Here is a 17,511-nt window from a genome sequence, read left to right on the forward strand (position 1 = left end):
GCCACATCCCGCACCGGGCCACCACAATCCGCGCCCCGTAACTCCCCCACCGCATCAACCCCGGCGTTCGCCGCCGCGCGCAGCGCATCAGGCACCGTTGTGAAACCCATCAAACCCCCCGCTGACAGTAATGACCCCTGCACGCAGCGTACCCAACCTGAACGGGACGCGCTTGGCTTTTCGGTGAGTGGGACTGTGGGACAGTGTTGGGGTGCGCAACCGCCCGTATGTTGTGGCCTCGGCTGCTGTCTCGCTCGATGGTTTCCTCGACGACACGAGCCCGGAACGGCTGCTGCTGTCGAGCCCGGAAGATTTCGAACGCGTCGATCAGGTCCGCGCCGGTGTGGACGCGATCCTGGTCGGCGCCAACACCATCCGGACCGACAACCCGCGTCTGTTGTCCCGGTCCGGAGCGGATCCCATCAAGGTCACGCTGACTACGAGCGGCAAACTCGAGGCCGGCGCCCAGTTTTTCACCACCGGCGAGGTCGAGAAATTGGTCTACGCCGCGTCGCCGGTGGTGCAGACACTGGAATCGCAACTGCGCGGCCTGGCCACGGTTGTCGACGCGGGGAACCCGCTCGACCTGCATCGCGTCCTGGCCGATCTCGCCGACCGTGGTGTGGGGCGGTTGATGGTGGAAGGCGGGGGCGCGGTCCACACATTGTTTCTCACCACGGATGTGGTCGACGAACTGCACCTGGTGGTCGCACCGCTGTTTGTGGGCGAGCGGGACGCGCCCAAATTCGTTGGCACAGGGGCGTTTCCGCAAGGCCGGCTGCTGTTGGCGGAAACACGGCAGCTCGGGGATGTGGTGCTGCTGCGATATCTGATGGGCCAAACCGCGGTGGACTACCGACGGCTGCGGGAAGCGGTAGCTTTGGCGGATCGCTGCCCGCCATCCTCGACGTTCCGGGTCGGTGCGGTGATCACTGATTCCGACGACAACGTCCTCGCGACCGGCTACTCCGGTGAACAGGACCCGCACGACCACGCGGAAGAATCAGCGCTACGAAAACTCGGCGACGACCCTCGCCTGGCCGGTGCGACGATCTACAGTTCCCTGGAACCGTGCAGCGCCCGCGCCTCCCGCCCCCTGAGCTGCACCCGGCACATTCTGAATGCCGCAATACCACGCATCGTTTTCGCCTGGCATGAACCGGACCTGTTCGTGCACGCGCAAGGAGCAGAACAGTTACGAGCGGCCGGACGCGAAGTCATCGAAATCCCCGAACTGGCCCCACTGGTACAAAAGGCAAACCACCACCTGCCAGGCGTATAAAACGCGAAGCGAGAGAAACCCGCCAAGAGTTGGGTGGTCATCCCGTCGCCTGACACAGGAACGATCACTTTGAGCCAGGCACGCAACATCCGCTGGAACCGGCGCCCGAAAACACAAAGCTTGCGCGCCTGGGTCAAAGTGATACTCGAAAACCGCAGGCGACGGGATGACCACACAACTCGACCACCACTCAAGGTGACGTCCCGTTGGGTCGGGCATCCTGGAGCCTGCCCGCCGGCGAGGCATTCTTTTTGGGTCGCGCTCCGCGCGATGCCCTGGTCTTTTGTCGACGGATTTGACCGGGCGCTGAGCGCCCTCTCTGGGGGACCCACCCCCGCCCCACTTCGCCGATCGTTAAGAAGGCTTCGTGTTGGTCCGGGGGTGGGAGTGGGCGGCGGGTCCTTTGCTCGGCTTTTCGTTGCACGGCGGCGGTTTTGTGAGTAGGCCCTTATCGGGGGACCCACAGTGTCACCCTCGTGCCTCGGCCTGGGTGGGACTCGATCCGGCACCAGCCGCCGACTTCGGTGAGTCTTGCCTTCATCGACTCGCTCACCCCGAAGCCCGGGGGGCGCACCCGTTCGTCGTAGCCGACGCCGTGGTCGCGCGTGATCACCGCGACCCCACCGTCCCGCTCTTCCATGCGTACCACGACTTCCTGTGTACCGGCGTGCTTGATCGTGTTCCGCATGGCTTCACGCGCCGCGTCCCGGACCGCGATCCGGCGTACCTCGGACAGTTGATCGTCGCCGATGTCCGACATCGCCAATTCTGCCCGCAGGCCTTCGCGTGCCATGTCGGTCGCCAGTGCGGCCAGCTCCGCGGCCAAGCCGGTCGGCGGATCCGAGGCCTGCAACGAGCGCCGCAGCTCCCGGGCCTGCACCCGCGCCGCAGCACGCACTCGCGTCAGCCGGCCCGGGCCGTCTTCAGTCAGGGCGATCGCTTCCAAGGTTTGCAGAACCGTGTCGTGCAAAACACGTTCGGTCCGCGACCGCTCGGCGCTTTGCCCCAGCCGCATCCCGATAGCGAGCGACAACCTCGTCCCCAGGCCCACCAGTACCAGAAAACCGATCCCCGAAGCGACCGCGACCAGCACCATCCCCGCGGCGACCACGAAGCTCGCGACCTCGAACCGGTTGACCTCGTCAACCGGGCCCAGCCAGGGTGAACCACCTTCCAGCACAATGCTCAGCCCCGCAAGGGAAAGACCCGCGACGAGCCCGCGGCAAATCGTCCACAGCACCACGGTGCCCGTCAGATACAACAACGGTATCCACCCGTTGGCCCAGAACAGATCCGGCGGCACGGTCACCGTGAACAGCAAGCTCGTCGCCACCGCGAAACCCACATCCGCGTACAACAACGCAGTCGTCAGCCGGCCCTCGCGGTCCGGCACCGCCAGCACCCACCACACCCCGGCGACGTTCGCCGCCACACCGACCCACGTGATCGCCGTCAGCAGCGGTGTCGCACCGAACCCGATGAGCGTCCACAGCCAGACCACCGGCAACACCAGAATCCGGTACACGAAGGGCAAAAGCACCGCATACCGGGTGGCCCGGACCATCAGCGGATCGCTCGACGACGACACTTCCGACGTCGCCATCACGCCGATGCGCCGCACCGCCGCAACGGGTTCCGGATCGTCAACCTCCGGCGGCAGCTCCCGCGGAGTCGACGCGAGAACCGGGGCACCCTGCCTCAATAAGGCTGTCAGGTAGGTCGTGCCGCGCAAAAGAGTCCACCGCGCTTCCTCCCCCCAAGTCGTTCGCCCACAGCAACCTTAGCCCAGTCAGCGAACCACTCACATCCGGCCGAGTGAGTCAGGACAGGTCAAGCCCGAGGTCAAGCGCGGGAGAGGAATGCGTGAGGCCGCCGACAGCAAGATAGTCCACACCGGTTTCCGCATAAGCACGGGCGTTGTGCACTTTCAGGCCACCCGAGGCTTCCAACCGCGTCCCCGGCGACACCTCATCACGCAGCCGCACCGCACGCGCGCAGTCGTCGGGCGTGAAGTTGTCCAGCAACACCTCATCCGCACCGGCTTCGAGCGCTTCCGCCAACTGCGCCAGCGTGTCCACCTCGACCTCACACGGCAGGTCCGCCGCGTGCACCCGCACCGCCTCGATCGCCGCCGCCACCGAACCTGCCGCGACGACATGGTTGTCCTTGATCAGCACCGCATCGCCAAGGCCCATCCGGTGGTTCACCCCTCCCCCGCACCGCACCGCATATTTCTGCAGCAGCCGCAGACCCGGCAACGTCTTGCGGGAGTCCCGGATCCGGCAGCCGGTACCGTCCACTTCGGACACCCAGGCCGCGGTCGCGGTCGCCACCCCGGACAGGTGGCACAGCAGGTTCAACGCCGTCCGCTCCGCCGTGAGCAGCCCACGCACCGGCCCCTGCACCACGAGTGCGGGCTCACCGGCGACCAGCTTGCTCCCGTCTTCGAGCGCGGAGATCACCTCATAGCCCTTGCCCAGCACCTGATCGAAGACCGCGAGCGCCACCGGCGCCCCGGCCAGTGTGCCGTTGACCCGCGGGGTCACCTCGGCACGCGCCGTCGCGTCCGCGGGCACCGTCGCGTTGGTGGTCGCGTCCGGGCCGTACCGCAGATCCTCGGCTAGCGCGAGTTCCACCACACGCCGGACGTCCGCCAGGTCCAGATCGGTCATGCCACTCCCATCGCCGCGACCGGATCCGCCAGCACCGGCTGCCCCGACGGGCTCAACCGGATCAGCTGGCTGCGCTGCCACATCTCGTCGTCCCTGACCGGATAATCCGCGCGGACGTGGCACCCGCGTGACTCCGTTCGCCGTGCCGCCGCCGCGATCAGCGCCTGCGCGATCAGTGTCAGCGCGGCGTCCTCGACATCCCGGTGTGTCCGTAGTGGACGGTCCTGAGTGGACAGATCGAGCACCGAGCCCACCACCGCCAGACCTTCCGCGTCCCGGCCGATCGCACCGTAGCGGCTCATCACCCGTTGCAGGCCATCGCGGTCCGCGACCGGCGCCGTCTTCAACCGGGGTTCCCTGGCCTGCTTGGGATCCGCGAGCAGGCCGGCCGCGAGATCCGCGGCGACGGCCTCGGCGGTACCCGCACCCGCGACCAGACCTTCGAGTAAACTGTTGGACGCCAACCGGTTCGCGCCGTGCAGCCCCGTCCTGGCGACCTCACCCGCCGCGTACAACCCGGTCACCCCAGTACGCCCGTCGGTCCCCGCCACGACACCGCCGCACGCGAAATGCGCGGCCGGGGTGACCGGAATCGGGTCCCGCGCCGGATCGACCCCGATCGCACGGCAGGCGGCGAAGACCGTCGGAAACCGTTGCGAGAACGAGGAAACACCCGTCGCGTCGAGGAAGACGTGATTGTCGATCCCCCCGGGCGCCTCGGCCATCCTGCGCGTGATCGCCGCCGAGACGACGTCCCGCGGCGCGAGATCGGCCAGCGGATGCACGCCTTGCATCACCGAAGCACCGGCCCCATCGACCAGGACCGCACCCTCACCGCGCACGGCTTCCGTCACAAGCGGGCACCGGCCCCGCGCGCCCGGCGTGAACAGCACCGTCGGGTGGAACTGCACGAACTCCAGATCCGCCGCCTGCGCGCCGGCCCGCAGCGCGAGCGCGAGCCCATCGCCCGTCGCGATCTCGGGATTCGAAGTCGCCTGGTAGAGCTGACCGAGCCCCCCGGTCGCGAGCAGGACGGCCGGGGCGCGCAGCACACCGGGCACACCGTTGGGGTCGAGCACCGTCACACCGGCGACCGCGCCGAGCGGAGTGAGCAGCGCGTCCACCGCGATATGCCGCTCCAGCACGGGAAGCCGCCGCCCGGTGGCCTCGGCGACCAGCGTGCGTTCGACTTCCGCACCCGTCGCGTCACCACCGGCGTGGATCACGCGGAACGCGCTGTGCCCGCCTTCGCGCGTGCGGGCGAGCAGCCCGCTCGTGCCCGGATCGAACCGGGCGCCGGCGTCCCGCAGCCACGAGACCGCCCCCGGGCCGGCGTGCAGGATCGCCCGGACGGCGTCCGGCTCGCACAGTCCGGCGCCCGCCACGAGCGTGTCTTCGACATGCCGCTCGACGGAGTCACCCTCGTCATGCTCGCCGTCCAACACGACCGCGACGCCGCCCTGGGCCCAGCGGGTATTGCCGTCCTCGACCGCGGCCTTGGTGACCACGAGGACCCGCAGCCCGAGCTCCTGAGCACGCAACGCGGCGGTCAGCCCAGCCACCCCACTGCCCAGTACGAGCAGATCCGCGCGAGCTTCCCATACCGGAGTTTTCGACTGTAAGGCACTAACAGGGGCGGTCATTCGCCGCCGCCAGGCTTGCCGATCTCGATCATCCGCTGCACCGAAGCCCGTGCCCGCGCGGCCGTCTCCGGGTCCACGTGGACCTCGTCGTGGCCCTCACGCAGCGCCCGCAGCAGCGCGGCCGGGGTGATCATCTTCATGTACCGGCAGGACGCCCTGTCGTTCACCGCGCGGAAATCGATCTCCGGCGCCGCCTTGCGCAGCTGGTGCAACATGCCGATCTCGGTGGCCACCAGCACGGTCGAAGCCTTGGTGTCGCGAGCCTCGTGCACCATGTCCCCGGTGGAGAGGATCTTGACCTTCTCCGCCGGCACCGTGCCCTCGCCCGCGAGGTAGAGCGCCGAGGTGGCGCAGCCGCATTCGGGGTGGATGAACAGGTCCGCGTCGGGGTTCGCGGCGGCGCGCTCGGCCAGCTCGGGACCGTTGATCCCGGCGTGCACATGGCATTCCCCGGCCCACACGTGGATGTTGTCGCGGCCGGTCTGCCGCTTGACGTGCGCGCCGAGGAACTGGTCGGGCAGAAAGAGAACTTCCTGGTCGGCGGGGATGGAGGCGACGACGTCGACGGCGTTCGACGACGTGCAGCAGATGTCGGTCTCCGCCTTGACCTCCGCCGTGGTGTTGACGTAGGAGACGACGACCGCGCCAGGATGCTCGGCCTTCCACGCCCGCAGCTGCGCGCCGGTGATGGAGTCGGCGAGCGAGCAGCCGGCCCGCGCGTCGGGGATCAGCACCGTCTTCTCCGGCGCGAGGATCTTCGCGGTCTCGGCCATGAAGTGCACGCCGCAGAACACGATCGTCGAGGCATCACTGGCGGCCGCGATCCGGGACAGCGCGAGCGAATCGCCGGTGTGATCGGCGATGTCCTGAATCGCCGGCGCCTGGTAGTTGTGCGCCAGCAGTACCGCGTCACGTTCGCGGGCGAGCCGGCGCACCTCCTCCGCCCAGGCCTCGTCGGGTTCGACCCCGGTGTACGGGGTGAGCTCCTGCAAAGTCGTCGAAGACATCTGGCCCTCCTGGACCGGCTCACTGGTTTTCGCCTTATAATCGAAAACCGTGCGTAGCCATATTAACAGCAGCGCCCCCCTGGCACACGAGGTTTTGGCGGCCGTATTACAGGTGCGTTACGCCACATTGCGCGTACTGCTGTGGCGCCGGGCGCTGGACCCGCATGTCGGGCGCTGGTCGCTGCCCGGCGGCCGGCTGCGCCCCGACGAGGACGTCGAGACGTCGATCCGCCGCCAGCTGAAGGAAAAGGTCGACGTGCGCAAGCTCGCCCACGTCGAGCAGCTCGCGGTGTTCAGCGCCCCGGACCGGGTGCCGGGCCCGCGGGTGGTCGCGACCGCGTTCCTCGGTCTGGTGCCCTCCGACGTCGATCCCGAAGTCCCGGAGGACACCCAGTGGCACGAGATCGATTCGCTGCCCCGCACCGCGTTCGACCATCGCGAGATCATCCTGCACGCACGCAACCGGCTGCGCGCCAAAATGAGCTACACCAATATCGGGTTCGCGCTGGCACCGGCCGAGTTCACCATCTCCGCGCTGCGCGAGGTGTACTCGGCTGCCTTGGGGTACAAGGTTTCCGCCACGAACCTGCAGCGCGTGCTGTCCCGGCGCGGGCTGCTCGTCCCCACCGGCCACACCGCTCCCCCCGGCCGCAGCGGCGGGCGACCGGCCGCGCTGTTCTCCTTCGCCGGCGAGGGAATTCAGGTGACGGACCCGTTCGCGGTGTTCCGGCCGCCACCGAAGCGACGGTGAGCAAGGGACCAGGATTGGAAGTACCGTGTAATCCGTGACGGATGCGGAACGGACCGGCGCCCGACAGGCCACGATTCCCCTGTTCCCGTTGCAGACCGTGTTGCTGCCGGGCGCGGCGCTGCCGCTGCACCTGTTCGAGCCTCGTTATCGCCAGCTGGCGGTGGATCTGCGCGCGGGTGTGGTGCCGGACAAGCGATTCGGCATCGTCGCGATGAGGGCGTCGGCAGCGCGCGAGGTCGAGAGCGTCGAGCATGTGCACGAGATCGGCTGCACCGCGCTGCTGGAGGAAAGCACGCGATTGCCGGACGGCCGCTTCGACATCCTCACCGTGGGAGAGCGGCGTTTCCGGCTGCTGGACATCGACGCGACGCGCGCGCCGTATCTGGTCGGCACGGTCGAGTGGGTCGACGATGATCAACCGCCGCCCGGTGCCGCCGAGGCCACAGCCCGGCTCGCGGGTTCGGCCCGCGCGGCGTATCGCCGTTACTGCGAATCGGCGTGGGACAGCGGAACGTGGACCGCGCCGGCGCCCGAAACGCATCCGGTCGATCTGGCGTATCTCCTCGCCGCCGACTGCCTGCTGCCGCTGGCCGATCGCCAGCGTCTGCTGGAGGAGACGCATCCGTTGCGGCGCCTGCGGATGGTGGGCCGTTTGCTCTCACGTGAGGCGGGTTTTCTGTCCACATTGCACGCTGTCCCGGCGCCCCCGGCTCAGCTGCCGGACCTCAACACCCGCGCCTGCCTGAACTGAACGTCAGGCCAGCCGGCGGCCGAGATCATCGCGGCCGTTCCAGCCCGCCAGCAACCCGTACACGAGCGCGGTCGCCAGCGGCTGCGCGACGAGCACCCACAGCGACTCCAGCTGCGGCGCCTTCGTGAGCACGTCTCCGACGTTCGGGGTTCCGGTGATCGCGTAGTGGCTGTCGGCGAACGCAGCACCCATCGACGTGCCCAGCCAGCCGGCGAGCAACCCGCCGAGCACGGCCGCGATCATGATCACCGGTCCGCGCCGCTCCCGCAGCAACCACACCACCGAACCGGTGACGATGCCGGCCGCGAGCGCGAGCATCAGGTAGATCCCCAGATCGTCGAAGCGGTGCCAGCTTTCCAGCTGCAGCGGCAAAAGCTGGTTGCCGTCGTACACGCGCACCCGCTCGGGCGGCGCGAGCCGCGACCAGATCCAGCCGAGCGGGATACCCACCAGCCCGATCAGCGACAGCACACTCACCGAGGGCAGCAGGTCGGCCTTGACCACGACCCGCGGCCTCGGCCGGGGCAGGCTGAACACGAGCCGGGGCAGCTCGCCGTCCGGTGCGCGTGACAGGTCGTCCGCGCCGACCGATGCCTCAGCCACTGGATGCCTCTCCTTCGCCGCGCCTGCTGGCACAGCGAGACTAGCCGGTCGGCTCGCTCGTGTACGCACCGTGTCGGCTACATCGCGCGTCCCAGCCGGTGGGCGTCACCTGCACGACCATCCGCCGCGCGCACTGGGGGCAGAACCGCGGCGGCTCCAGCGCGGTCCGCGGCACGCGGCAGCCGAGATGCTCGCCGCCGGCGAGCGACTGTCCGCAGTGGACACAGAACGCAGCGGTCACAACGTCTCGCTGAGCGCCTTGATCGGCATCTTGAGCTCGTTGAGCATCTGCAGGTCCTGGCTCGCCGGGCGGCCCAGGTTGGTCAGGTAGTTGCCGACGATGATCGCGTTGATCCCGCCCAGCATGCCCTGCTCCGCACCGAGGTCGCCGAGTGTCAGCTCACGGCCCCCGGCGAAGCGCAGCATCGTGCGCGGCATCGCGAGCCGGAACGCGGCGACGACCCGCAGCGCGTCCGGGCCTTCGACGATCTCGTACTGCTCGTACGGGGTGCCCGGCTGCGGGATGAGGAAGTTCATCGGCACCTCGTCGGGCTCCAGCTCCGCGAGCTGGACGGCGAATTCCGCGCGCTGCTCGGTGGTCTCGCCCATGCCGATGATGCCGCCGCAGCAGACCTCCATGCCCGCGTCCCGCACCATGCGCAGGGTGTCCCAGCGCTCCTCCCACGAGTGCGTGGTGACGACCTCCGGGAAGTGCGAGCGGGCGGTCTCGAGGTTGTGGTTGTAGCGGTGCACGCCAATCTCGACGAGTTCGTCGACCTGCTCCTGCGTGAGCATGCCCAGCGAGCAGGCGATCTGGATGTCGTTGCCGTCCTCGCGGATGGCCTTGATGCCTTCGCGCACCTGCGACAGCAGCCGCTTGTCCGGGCCGCGCACGGCGGCGACGATGCAGAACTCGGTCGCGCCGGTCTCGGCGGTCTGCCGCGCGGCCTTCACCAGGCCGGGGATGTCCAGCCAGGCGGAGCGCACCGGGCTGGGGAAGCGGCCCGATTGCGAGCAGAAGTGGCAGTCCTCGGGGCAGCCGCCGGTCTTGAGGCTGACGATGCCCTCGACCTCGACTTCCGGGCCGCACCAGCGCATCCGGACCTCGTGGGCGAGCGCGAGCAGCTCGGAAAGGCGGTCGTCGGGCAGCCGCAGCACGTCGAGCACCTGCTGCTGGGACAGACCGACGCCCTGTTCGAGTACCTGCTCCCGGGCGACGGCGAGTACGTCGGTCTGTTCGGGCGCTGAGGTCACAGAGCTCTCCTATTCGAGCATGGCTTGGTCAGTTGCCATGCTGCCGGACGAAGCGGCGTAGGCATAGCGATACGCGTCACGTCCGGGCGGCGGCCGACTTCTGGAACCGCTCGGGATCGAAGTCGCCGCCGAACCACGGCGACAGCCCGGACCGCGCCTCGGCGAGGAACCCGGCCTGGTCCCGCTGCGCCGCCCCGGCCGCCATCGCCCCGAGCAGCGGTGCGCCCGCTGCGACGGGCAGGTCGTGGACGTTGGACAACATCGCAAGATCGGGTTCGGCTGGCCAGGAGCCGATCACCACACCGGTGAGGTGCAGCCCGCGTGCGGTGGCGACCTCGGCGGTCAGCGCCGTGGTGTTGAGCGTGCCGAGACCGGCCTCGGCGACGACGACCACGACCGCGCCGAGGGCCCACGCCACATCCGCGAGCGTGCTGCCATCGGGCCCGAACCGCACCAGCAGTCCCCCCGCGCCCTCGATCAGCACCAGATCGTGCGTGCTGTCGAGCTCGGTCGCGGCGTTCGCGATCTGCGGCGGGGACAGCGACGGGAGCCCGCTGCGGCGGGCCGCCGCCTCCGGCGAAAGCGGATCCGGGTAACGCTGGAGTTCGCGGGTCGTGACGTCCCCGGCGAGCCGTGTGACTTCGGCCAGGTCACCCGGCTCGCCGGGCGCGACCCCGGTCTGTGCGGGCTTGAGCACCGCCACGCGCTGCCCGCCGTCATGGGCGAGCGCCGCGATCGCGGCGGTCACGACTGTCTTCCCGACGCCGGTACCCGTTCCGGCCACCACCAGCATGCTCACAGACCTTCACGCTAGTACCGGCGCCGGCAAGATCTAAGTTCCGGTCACGATCGAGGTCCTGGCCGACCCGAACGAGCCGGTCGCCGGGTCGTACAGGTGCACCCGGGCCGCGCCGACATCGAAGTACATGCCCACCAGCTCGATGTCGCCACGTGCCTCGGCACGGGCGATCGTCGGGTACTCCCGCAGCCGTTCCAGCTGCTCCAGCACGTTGTGCAGCGCCAGCTGATCCGGACCGGAGGGCACCTCGCCCTCGACCGCGATCGGCGGCTGCGTCCGCGAGCGGGCCACGCTCGGCTCCGCGTGCCGCAACCACGACCGCAGCGCAGTCGCGTCGTCGGGCGTTCCGTCAAGCAGCGCTTTCATGGCCCCGCACGAGGAATGCCCGCACACCACGACCTCACGCACCTTCAGCACGTCGACCGCGAACTCCAGCGAAGCACCCAGCGACGCGTCCGCGCCCTCGGCGCAGCTCGCGTGATCGGGCACGAGGTTGCCGATATTGCGCATGGTGAACAGGTCACCGGGGCCGCTGCTGGTGAGGACGTTCGGCACGATCCGCGCGTCCCCACAGGTGAGGAACAACGTCTGCGGCGCGTGCACATCGGCGTCGAGGTACGGCCGCACCAGCTCCGAGGTCCGCCGCTCGAACTCCGCGACACCGCGGCGCATCGAGCTTTCCGTGCGCTGCCGCGGCACCGGCGGGACGCTCTCGTCCTGTTCCCCCTGCCATTGCGACCACGGCGCGAACCAGCGCGGCACCACGCGCGGCGCTCGTCCCTTGTGGACAGTCGGCTCACCGGACTTGCCGCGCTCGAACCACGGATGCCCGATCTCGTCGACGATCACGATGCCGCCGGCCTTCTCGTGCGAGTGCTGCCAGGCCGAAAGCATGTCGAACGCGGCGTGGTCGAGGTAGTCCACCACGAGCTCGAGCGTGACCCGGCTGCCCTGCGGGATTTCGTTCAGCCGCGCGGAAAGCCGGGGGATCGACAGCGCCGAGAGCGCACCCTCCACGACCACGCGCCAGCCCTCCTCGCCGCGTTCGGCATGGATGCCCGCCCACAGCAGCCGCCGCAGCATCAGCACCGCGGCCAGCCCGATCCCGATCAGCACACCGGTCAGCAGGTCGACCGCCACCACGCCGACGAGCGTGACGAGGTACACCGGCAGATCACCGTGCCGCAGCACATCCTTGATGTGCCCGATGTTCACCAGTCGCGCGCCCACGTGCACGAGCAGCCCGGCCAGCGCCGCCAGCGGGATATTGCGCAGCAGCCCGGCGAGGACGACGACGAACAGCAGGATCCACAGCCCGTGCAGCACGGCCGAGGCACGGGTGCGCGCCCCGGACTGCACGTTCGTCGAGCTGCGCACGATCACTCCGGTGACCGGCAGACCGCCGAGCGCGCCGGAGACCATGTTGGCCGCGCCCTGCCCCATCAGCTCGCGGTTGAGATTGGCGCGCCTGCCGGTGTGCATCTTGTCCGTGGCGACTGCGGACAGCAGGCTCTCCACGCTGGCGACGAGCGCGATCGTGACCACCGCGAGCGCGAAGTCGGACCAGCCGCCGCCGGGGAACTCCGGCACGAACCTGATCGCCAGCACGTCCGCGGGCACGTCAACCCTCGGCACGGTCATCCCCGCGGCGACCGACAGCACCGTGACCGTGACGATCGCGGCCAGCGGCCCCGGCACCTTCCGCACCGCGGCGGGCAGGCGGCCCCAGCCGAGCAGGATCGCGATGGTCAGCACGCCGATCACGGTGGCCGTGCCGTGCGGGTCGAGCAGCTGCCGCGGGAGCTGCAGCAGGTTGTCGATCGGTGAGCTCTGCGGGCTGCCGCCCAGCACCACGTGCAGCTGCGCGAGCACGATCGTCACCCCGATGCCGGCGAGCATGCCGTGCACGATCGCCGGTGAGATGGCGAGCGCGGCGCGCGCGATCCGGCTCAGCCCGAGCAGGATCTGCAGCGCGCCCGCGAGCACGGTGATCGCGCACGTGACCGCCCAGCCGAACTCGTTGATCGTCTCGGCCATGATCACGGTGAGCCCTGCCGCGGGTCCGCTGACCTGGAGCGCCGAGCCGCCCAGCGCGCCCGCGATCACGCCGCCGACGATCGCCGCGATGAGCCCCGCGACGATCGGCGCGCCAGAGGCGAGCGCGATGCCCAGCGACAGTGGGACCGCGACGAGGAACACCACCAGCGAGGCGGGGACGTTGTGCTTGAGGTTCTCGAACGTCTTGTGGCGCTTGCCTTTCGAGCCTGGTGGTGCGTGCTCACGCACGGTGGTGGTCATGGTGCCTCCCGGCTGTCAGCCCCCGAGCGGGGTGGAATGTGTCCCGGCTCGTCCCCAGTGACCGCCGGTGATCCACTGATACCGAAAAACCCGCGAAATGTCCGATATGTGGAGGAGTTTCACGTTTTTTCCACAGCAGGTGGTGACTGCCCAACCGGGACGGAAGCAGCAGAGTGCGTGATCACGAGCACTCCATGGCGTCCAGGGCAGCGTGAGTTTTCACCCTGCGTAAGCGAAGATGGGGCCGTGGTTTCCGTCACACCAAATCGGGTGAACTTCTCCCATACTGCGGTTCAGGCCGCCGCGGCGGCCGCCGTCATCGCCTCGGTGATGGCCCGGACCTCGGCCTCAGTGCAGATGTACGGCGGCATGGCGTAGATCAGGTCGCGGAACGGGCGCAGCCACACTCCGCGTTCGGTGACCACTTTCGTGGCCGCCGCCATGTCGACCTCGTGGTCCAGCTGGATGACGCCGATCGCGCCGAGGACCCGCACATCGGCGACTCCCGGCACGGCGAGCGCACCGGCCAGGCCCGCCCGCAGCCCGGTTTCGACCCTCCGCACCGCGGCCGCCCAGTCCTGGTCGAGGAGCAGGCCGATCGAGGCGTTCGCGACCGCCGCCGTCAGCGGGTTACCCATGAAGGTCGGGCCGTGCGCGAGCACCGGCACCTCGCCGCGCGAAATCCCGTCGGCGACCTTCGGCGTGCACAACGCGGCGGCCATGCTCAGGTAGCCACCGGTCAGCGCCTTGCCGAGACACAGCACATCCGGCGTGACACCGGCATGCTCCGCGGCGAACAGCGTGCCGGTGCGGCCGAACCCGGTCGCGATCTCGTCGAAGATCAGCAGCACGTCGTGCGCCTCGGTCAGCTCACGCAGCGCGCGCAGGTAACCAGGGTTGTGGAAACGCATCCCGCCTGCGCCCTGCACCACGGGTTCGACGATCACCGCGGCCAGCTCGTCCGCGTGCTCCTCGAGCGCACGCGCGAGCGTGTCCACATAGGACTCATCGACGGGCTCGCCGAACCCGCCGGGCGGCTCGGGCACGAACACCTGCTCCGGCAGCACCCCGCGCCACAGCGAGTGCATCCCGCCGTCCGGATCGCACACGCTCATCGGGTGGAACGTATCGCCGTGGTAACCGCCGCGCCACGTCAGCAGGCGGCGCTTTCCCTTGCGCCCCAACGATTGCCAGTACTGCAGGCACATCTTCGCCGCGACCTCGACGGACACCGAGCCCGAGTCACACAGGAACACGTGCTCGAGCCCGGGCGGGGTCAGTTCCACCAGCTTCGCAGCCAGCCGGATCGCCGGCTCGTGGGTGAGCCCGCCGAACATGACGTGACTCATCCGGCCCGCCTGCTCCGCGAGTGCCGCGTCGAGCACCGGGTTCCGGTAACCGTGAATCGCCGCCCACCACGAAGACATGCCGTCGACGAGCTCGCGCCCGTCAGCCAGCCGTAGCCGCACGCCCGACGCCTCGGTCACCAGCAGGGGCGCCACCCGGCCCGGCATCGGGCCGTAGGGGTGCCAGACATGGTGCGCGTCGAGAGCGAGCAGTTCGGTGGGGTCCACGCTCCGCACGATAGCCGGTGGCTCCCGATCAGGTTCAGGGACAATCATCACCATGAAGTACCGCCCGATCACCTTCGACCGGCTCGCCGCCGAGCTGACCGAACGAATCCTCGGCATGGCGGGCACCCGGTGGGTGCGGGTGGCGATCGACGGCGCGGCGGACACTCGCCTGCTGGCGGACGCACTGGTGGATCCCTTGCGGATCAACGGTCGCGCGGTCCTGCGTGTGTCCACTGTGGATTTCCTGCGGCCGGCCTCGCTGCGGTTCGAAAAGGGCAAGCAGGACCCGGACGCGCGGTACTCGGACTGGCTGGACGAGAACGCGCTGCGCCGCGAGGTGCTCAACCCGTTGTCCCCGGGCGGTGACGGCATGGTGCTGCCGGCGCTGTGGGACGCCGAACGCGACCGCGCGACGCGGCTGGACCGGGTCGCTCTTGCCGCGGGTGGCGTGCTGATCGCCGACGGTGAGCTGCTACTCGGGCGGGGTCTGCCGTTCGAGCTGACGGTCCATCTCTCCGTGTCGCCGAGCGCGCTGCGCCGCCGCCTGCCGGAGGGGGACCGCTGGGCGCTGCCGGCGTTCGCCAGGTACGAAAACGAAGTGCGCCCCGCGGAGACCGCCGACATCCTGGTGCGCGTCGACGATCCGCGACATCCCGCGGTCGCGGCCTAGGTCGTCGTCAGGAGGGTGTGCAGGCGGGCGGCGAGCTGATCCCAGCGCCAGTGTTCGCGCACCCAGGCACGGCCCGCTTCGCCCATCTTGCGGGCCCTCGTCGGGTCGGCGAGCAGCGGCCCGAGGGTTTCCACCAGCTGCGTCACGTCACGGCCGTCGACCACATGCCCGGTCACCTCGTCCAGCACCGTTTCCGGTGCGCCGCCGGAACGCCCGGCGATCACCGGCAGGCCCGTCGCGGAGGCTTCCAGGTACACCAGACCGAGCCCTTCCACATCGAGGCCCTTGCCGCGGGTGCGGGCCGGCATCGCGAACACGTCCCCGGCCGCGTAGTGCGCGGGCAGTTCGGGCCACGGCACCGAACCCGTGAGCACCACATCGCGCTCGACCCCGTTGTCGCGCACCAGCTTTTCGAGCGTCTTGCGGTATGGACCACCGCCGACGATGAGCAGGGCGACATCCGGAATCCGCTTGCGCAGCCCCGGCATCGCGCGCACCAGCATGTCCTGTCCCTTGCGTGGCACCAAACGCGAAACGCACACCACCGTCGGCCGGTCACCGAGTCCGTGCCGGGCCCGGATTTCTTCGCGGGCACTCTTGTCCGGCCGGAAAAGCTCGACGTCCACTCCGGACGGGAGATGCTCCAGACCCGCCATCGGGCCGAACGCGGACGCGAACCGGCCGCGGGTGTATTCGCTGATGTACGTGACGACATCCGTGCTGTCCCCGATGCGGCGCAGCGCCTGCCGCGCACCCGGCAGCATCGACCAGCCGACCTCGTGCCCGTGCGTAGAGGCGACGACACGCCTGGCACCGCCCGCGCGCAGCGCCGGGGACAGCAACGCGAGCGGCGCGGCTGCGCCGAACCACACCGAGTCGCACTCCCGCGTGCGCAGAATGTCCTTGGCACGCCGTAAAACGCCGGGGGTGGGCAGCATCAGCGACGTCGGATGCCGCACGATCTCGAACGGCGCGGCCTTGTCGAACTCCGGGTGCGAACCGGACGCCGAATGCCACGACGGCGCGTAGACCACCAGATCGTCCGCGGGCAGGCGGCGCGCCAGCGAGTCGAGATAGTTCTGGATCCCTCCGGGACGAGGCGGGAAGTCGTTGGTCACCAGCAGGGTCCGAGCCACCAATCCAATCTAGTGGCGCGGCGCGTCTCCGTTGAGGGCGGTGGTGGTGGGCGAGGGGCTGGCGGGAGATTACCGGTCCCGGAACGACGCAGGGGCAGCACCGCGTGCGGTGCTGCCCCTGCCGGAGTTCACGAAGGATCAGTAGGCGACCCGGCGCGCCCCGGAGTAATCGTTCTGCAGCGGCGAAATCTTCACCACGTCACCGGTGTCGGGCGCGTGCACCATCTTGCCGTCGCCGAGGTAGATCCCGACGTGGTGCGCGGGCGAACCGAAGAACACCAGGTCACCGGGCTGCAGCTGGGATCGGGAGACCGCCATGCCGACGCCCTGCTGCGAGGCAGCGGTGCGCGGCAGCGAGATGCCGGCCTTGCCGTAGGAGAACAGCGTCAGGCCTGAACAGTCGAATGTGGACGGACCTGTCGCGCCCCACACGTAATTGCTGCCGAGCTTGCTGAGCGCGACGTTGACCGCTTGCTGCGCGGCGGAACTGGGCGCGGGCAGGTTCGGCGCCGCGCCACCGGTGTCGCGCTGGGCGGCGCGGTCGGCGGCGCTGAGCCTGGTGCCCAGCTGCTTCAGCTGGTCGAGTTGCGCCTGCAACGCGGCCGAACGTGCGTTCAGGTCGTTGAGCAGCTGCTGCGCCTGGTCCGAAGCCGCCTGGGCGCGGTTGCGCGCGTCGGTGGCCTGCTGCGCGGCGGCCGCCGCTGAGTTGACCGCGTCGGTGTAGCTCTGCAACGCCCGGTTCTTGTCCTCGGCCAGCACGGCGAGCGCCGACGAGCGGTCCAGGAAGTCCTGCGCCGACGTGCCGGTCAGCAGGGCGGACATCCGGTTCATCTGGGCGCCGCTGACGAACGACGCGTCGGTGAACTGGTCGACGGCGCCCTGGAACCGCTGCTTCTCGGCCTGTGCCGCCTGGACCTTCTGGCTCGCCGCGACGATGTCGCCGTTGGCCTTGGCCAGGTCGGCCTGCTTGGCGTTGTAGTCGTCCTGGGCCTTGAGCTTGTCCTCGTTCAGCTGCTCGGCCTGCTGGGCGGCGGCGCGGTACTGGGCCAGCGCGTCCGCGGAGTTGGTGGG

Annotated in this window: 16 protein-coding genes; 4 read left to right on the forward strand and 12 right to left on the reverse strand. The window is 69.5% G+C overall.

Going from position 1 to position 17,511, the window contains the following annotated elements; translation table 11 throughout:
* Nucleotides 1-211: 211 nt before the first annotated feature.
* Nucleotides 212-1,282 (forward strand): dihydrofolate reductase family protein, encoded by a 1,071-nt coding sequence (locus tag GKO32_RS36745; protein WP_312869236.1) that lies wholly within the window; start codon nt 212-214, stop codon nt 1,280-1,282.
* Between the two features lie 448 nt (nt 1,283-1,730).
* On the opposite strand, the gene GKO32_RS36750 is transcribed toward GKO32_RS36745, so the two are convergent.
* The 4 genes from GKO32_RS36750 to nadA all read right to left on the reverse strand — a co-directional run bounded on the left by GKO32_RS36750 (nt 1,731) and on the right by nadA (nt 6,604).
* Nucleotides 1,731-2,984, reverse strand: a complete 1,254-nt coding sequence (locus tag GKO32_RS36750) for a sensor histidine kinase (RefSeq protein WP_246245309.1) — start codon at nt 2,982-2,984, stop codon at nt 1,731-1,733.
* 118 nt (nt 2,985-3,102) lie between these two features.
* Complete coding sequence (gene nadC, locus GKO32_RS36755) at nt 3,103-3,954, reverse strand: carboxylating nicotinate-nucleotide diphosphorylase (RefSeq protein WP_154761525.1); 852 nt, start codon at nt 3,952-3,954, stop codon at nt 3,103-3,105.
* Entirely contained in the window at nt 3,951-5,597 is a 1,647-nt protein-coding gene (locus tag GKO32_RS36760) for an L-aspartate oxidase (protein WP_154761526.1), read from the reverse strand. Before GKO32_RS36760 ends, nadC begins: the two co-directional genes overlap by 4 nt.
* Entirely contained in the window at nt 5,594-6,604 is a 1,011-nt protein-coding gene (gene nadA, locus GKO32_RS36765; protein WP_154761527.1) for a quinolinate synthase NadA, read from the reverse strand. The genes GKO32_RS36760 and nadA overlap by 4 nt, the downstream gene beginning before the upstream one ends.
* Before the next feature lie 112 nt (nt 6,605-6,716).
* Here nadA and GKO32_RS36770 point away from each other — a divergent pair, with 112 nt between their 5' ends.
* Both GKO32_RS36770 and GKO32_RS36775 read left to right on the forward strand, forming a co-directional pair.
* Nucleotides 6,717-7,355, forward strand: a complete 639-nt coding sequence (locus GKO32_RS36770) for an NUDIX hydrolase (RefSeq protein ID WP_312869242.1) — start codon at nt 6,717-6,719, stop codon at nt 7,353-7,355.
* Between the two features lie 34 nt (nt 7,356-7,389).
* Nucleotides 7,390-8,106: an LON peptidase substrate-binding domain-containing protein gene (locus GKO32_RS36775; RefSeq protein WP_312869237.1), complete on the forward strand. Its 717-nt coding sequence runs from the start codon at nt 7,390-7,392 to the stop codon at nt 8,104-8,106.
* 3 nt (nt 8,107-8,109) lie between these two features.
* On the opposite strand, the gene GKO32_RS36780 is transcribed toward GKO32_RS36775, so the two are convergent.
* The 6 genes from GKO32_RS36780 to GKO32_RS36805 form a co-directional block, all read right to left on the reverse strand.
* Complete coding sequence (locus tag GKO32_RS36780; protein ID WP_376766041.1) at nt 8,110-8,709, reverse strand: DUF2567 domain-containing protein; 600 nt, start codon at nt 8,707-8,709, stop codon at nt 8,110-8,112.
* Nucleotides 8,710-8,749: 40 nt separating this feature from the next.
* Nucleotides 8,750-8,950, reverse strand: coding sequence for a biotin synthase auxiliary protein BsaP (gene bsaP / locus GKO32_RS36785; RefSeq protein WP_166459850.1), 201 nt, complete (start codon nt 8,948-8,950; stop codon nt 8,750-8,752).
* A complete protein-coding gene (bioB, locus tag GKO32_RS36790) occupies nt 8,947-9,963 on the reverse strand; it encodes a biotin synthase BioB (RefSeq protein WP_312869238.1) in 1,017 nt (338 codons plus the stop codon). The genes bsaP and bioB overlap by 4 nt, the downstream gene beginning before the upstream one ends.
* A gap of 76 nt (nt 9,964-10,039) precedes the next feature.
* Complete coding sequence (gene bioD, locus GKO32_RS36795; RefSeq protein WP_154761537.1) at nt 10,040-10,756, reverse strand: dethiobiotin synthase; 717 nt, start codon at nt 10,754-10,756, stop codon at nt 10,040-10,042.
* Between the two features lie 39 nt (nt 10,757-10,795).
* Complete coding sequence (locus tag GKO32_RS36800; RefSeq protein WP_154761528.1) at nt 10,796-13,060, reverse strand: SulP family inorganic anion transporter; 2,265 nt, start codon at nt 13,058-13,060, stop codon at nt 10,796-10,798.
* A gap of 293 nt (nt 13,061-13,353) precedes the next feature.
* A complete protein-coding gene (locus tag GKO32_RS36805; protein ID WP_154761529.1) occupies nt 13,354-14,682 on the reverse strand; it encodes an adenosylmethionine--8-amino-7-oxononanoate transaminase in 1,329 nt (442 codons plus the stop codon).
* Nucleotides 14,683-14,686: 4 nt separating this feature from the next.
* Between GKO32_RS36805 and GKO32_RS36810 the strand changes: the two genes are divergently transcribed.
* Nucleotides 14,687-15,304, forward strand: coding sequence for a nucleoside/nucleotide kinase family protein (locus GKO32_RS36810; RefSeq protein ID WP_154761530.1), 618 nt, complete (start codon nt 14,687-14,689; stop codon nt 15,302-15,304).
* Here GKO32_RS36810 and GKO32_RS36815 read toward each other — a convergent pair.
* Both GKO32_RS36815 and GKO32_RS36820 read right to left on the reverse strand, forming a co-directional pair.
* Nucleotides 15,301-16,440 carry a glycosyltransferase family 4 protein gene (locus GKO32_RS36815; RefSeq protein ID WP_312869241.1) on the reverse strand — a complete coding sequence of 380 codons (1,140 nt, stop codon included), beginning with the start codon at nt 16,438-16,440 and terminating at the stop codon, nt 15,301-15,303. The genes GKO32_RS36810 and GKO32_RS36815 overlap by 4 nt on opposite strands.
* 138 nt (nt 16,441-16,578) lie before the next feature.
* Nucleotides 16,579-17,511 (reverse strand): C40 family peptidase (locus GKO32_RS36820; RefSeq protein WP_154761532.1); only part of this gene is annotated, 933 nt, incomplete at its 5' end.

The organism is Amycolatopsis pithecellobii, from assembly GCF_009707865.1.
GTDB lineage: Bacteria > Actinomycetota > Actinomycetes > Mycobacteriales > Pseudonocardiaceae > Amycolatopsis_E > Amycolatopsis_E pithecellobii.

Bases quoted from the DNA above. Each gene is read 5' to 3' on its own strand.
- GKO32_RS36810 (WP_154761530.1), top strand. From the start codon at position 14,687: ATGAAGTACCGCCCGATCACCTTCGACCGGCTCGCCGCCGAGCTGACC.
- GKO32_RS36800 (WP_154761528.1), bottom strand. From the start codon at position 13,060: ATGACCACCACCGTGCGTGAGCACGCACCACCAGGCTCGAAAGGCAAG.
- nadC (WP_154761525.1), bottom strand. From the start codon at position 3,954: ATGACCGATCTGGACCTGGCGGACGTCCGGCGTGTGGTGGAACTCGCG.
- bioD (WP_154761537.1), bottom strand. From the start codon at position 10,756: ATGCTGGTGGTGGCCGGAACGGGTACCGGCGTCGGGAAGACAGTCGTG.
- GKO32_RS36760 (WP_154761526.1), bottom strand. From the start codon at position 5,597: ATGACCGCCCCTGTTAGTGCCTTACAGTCGAAAACTCCGGTATGGGAA.
- nadA (WP_154761527.1), bottom strand. From the start codon at position 6,604: ATGTCTTCGACGACTTTGCAGGAGCTCACCCCGTACACCGGGGTCGAA.
- GKO32_RS36805 (WP_154761529.1), bottom strand. From the start codon at position 14,682: ATGATTGTCCCTGAACCTGATCGGGAGCCACCGGCTATCGTGCGGAGC.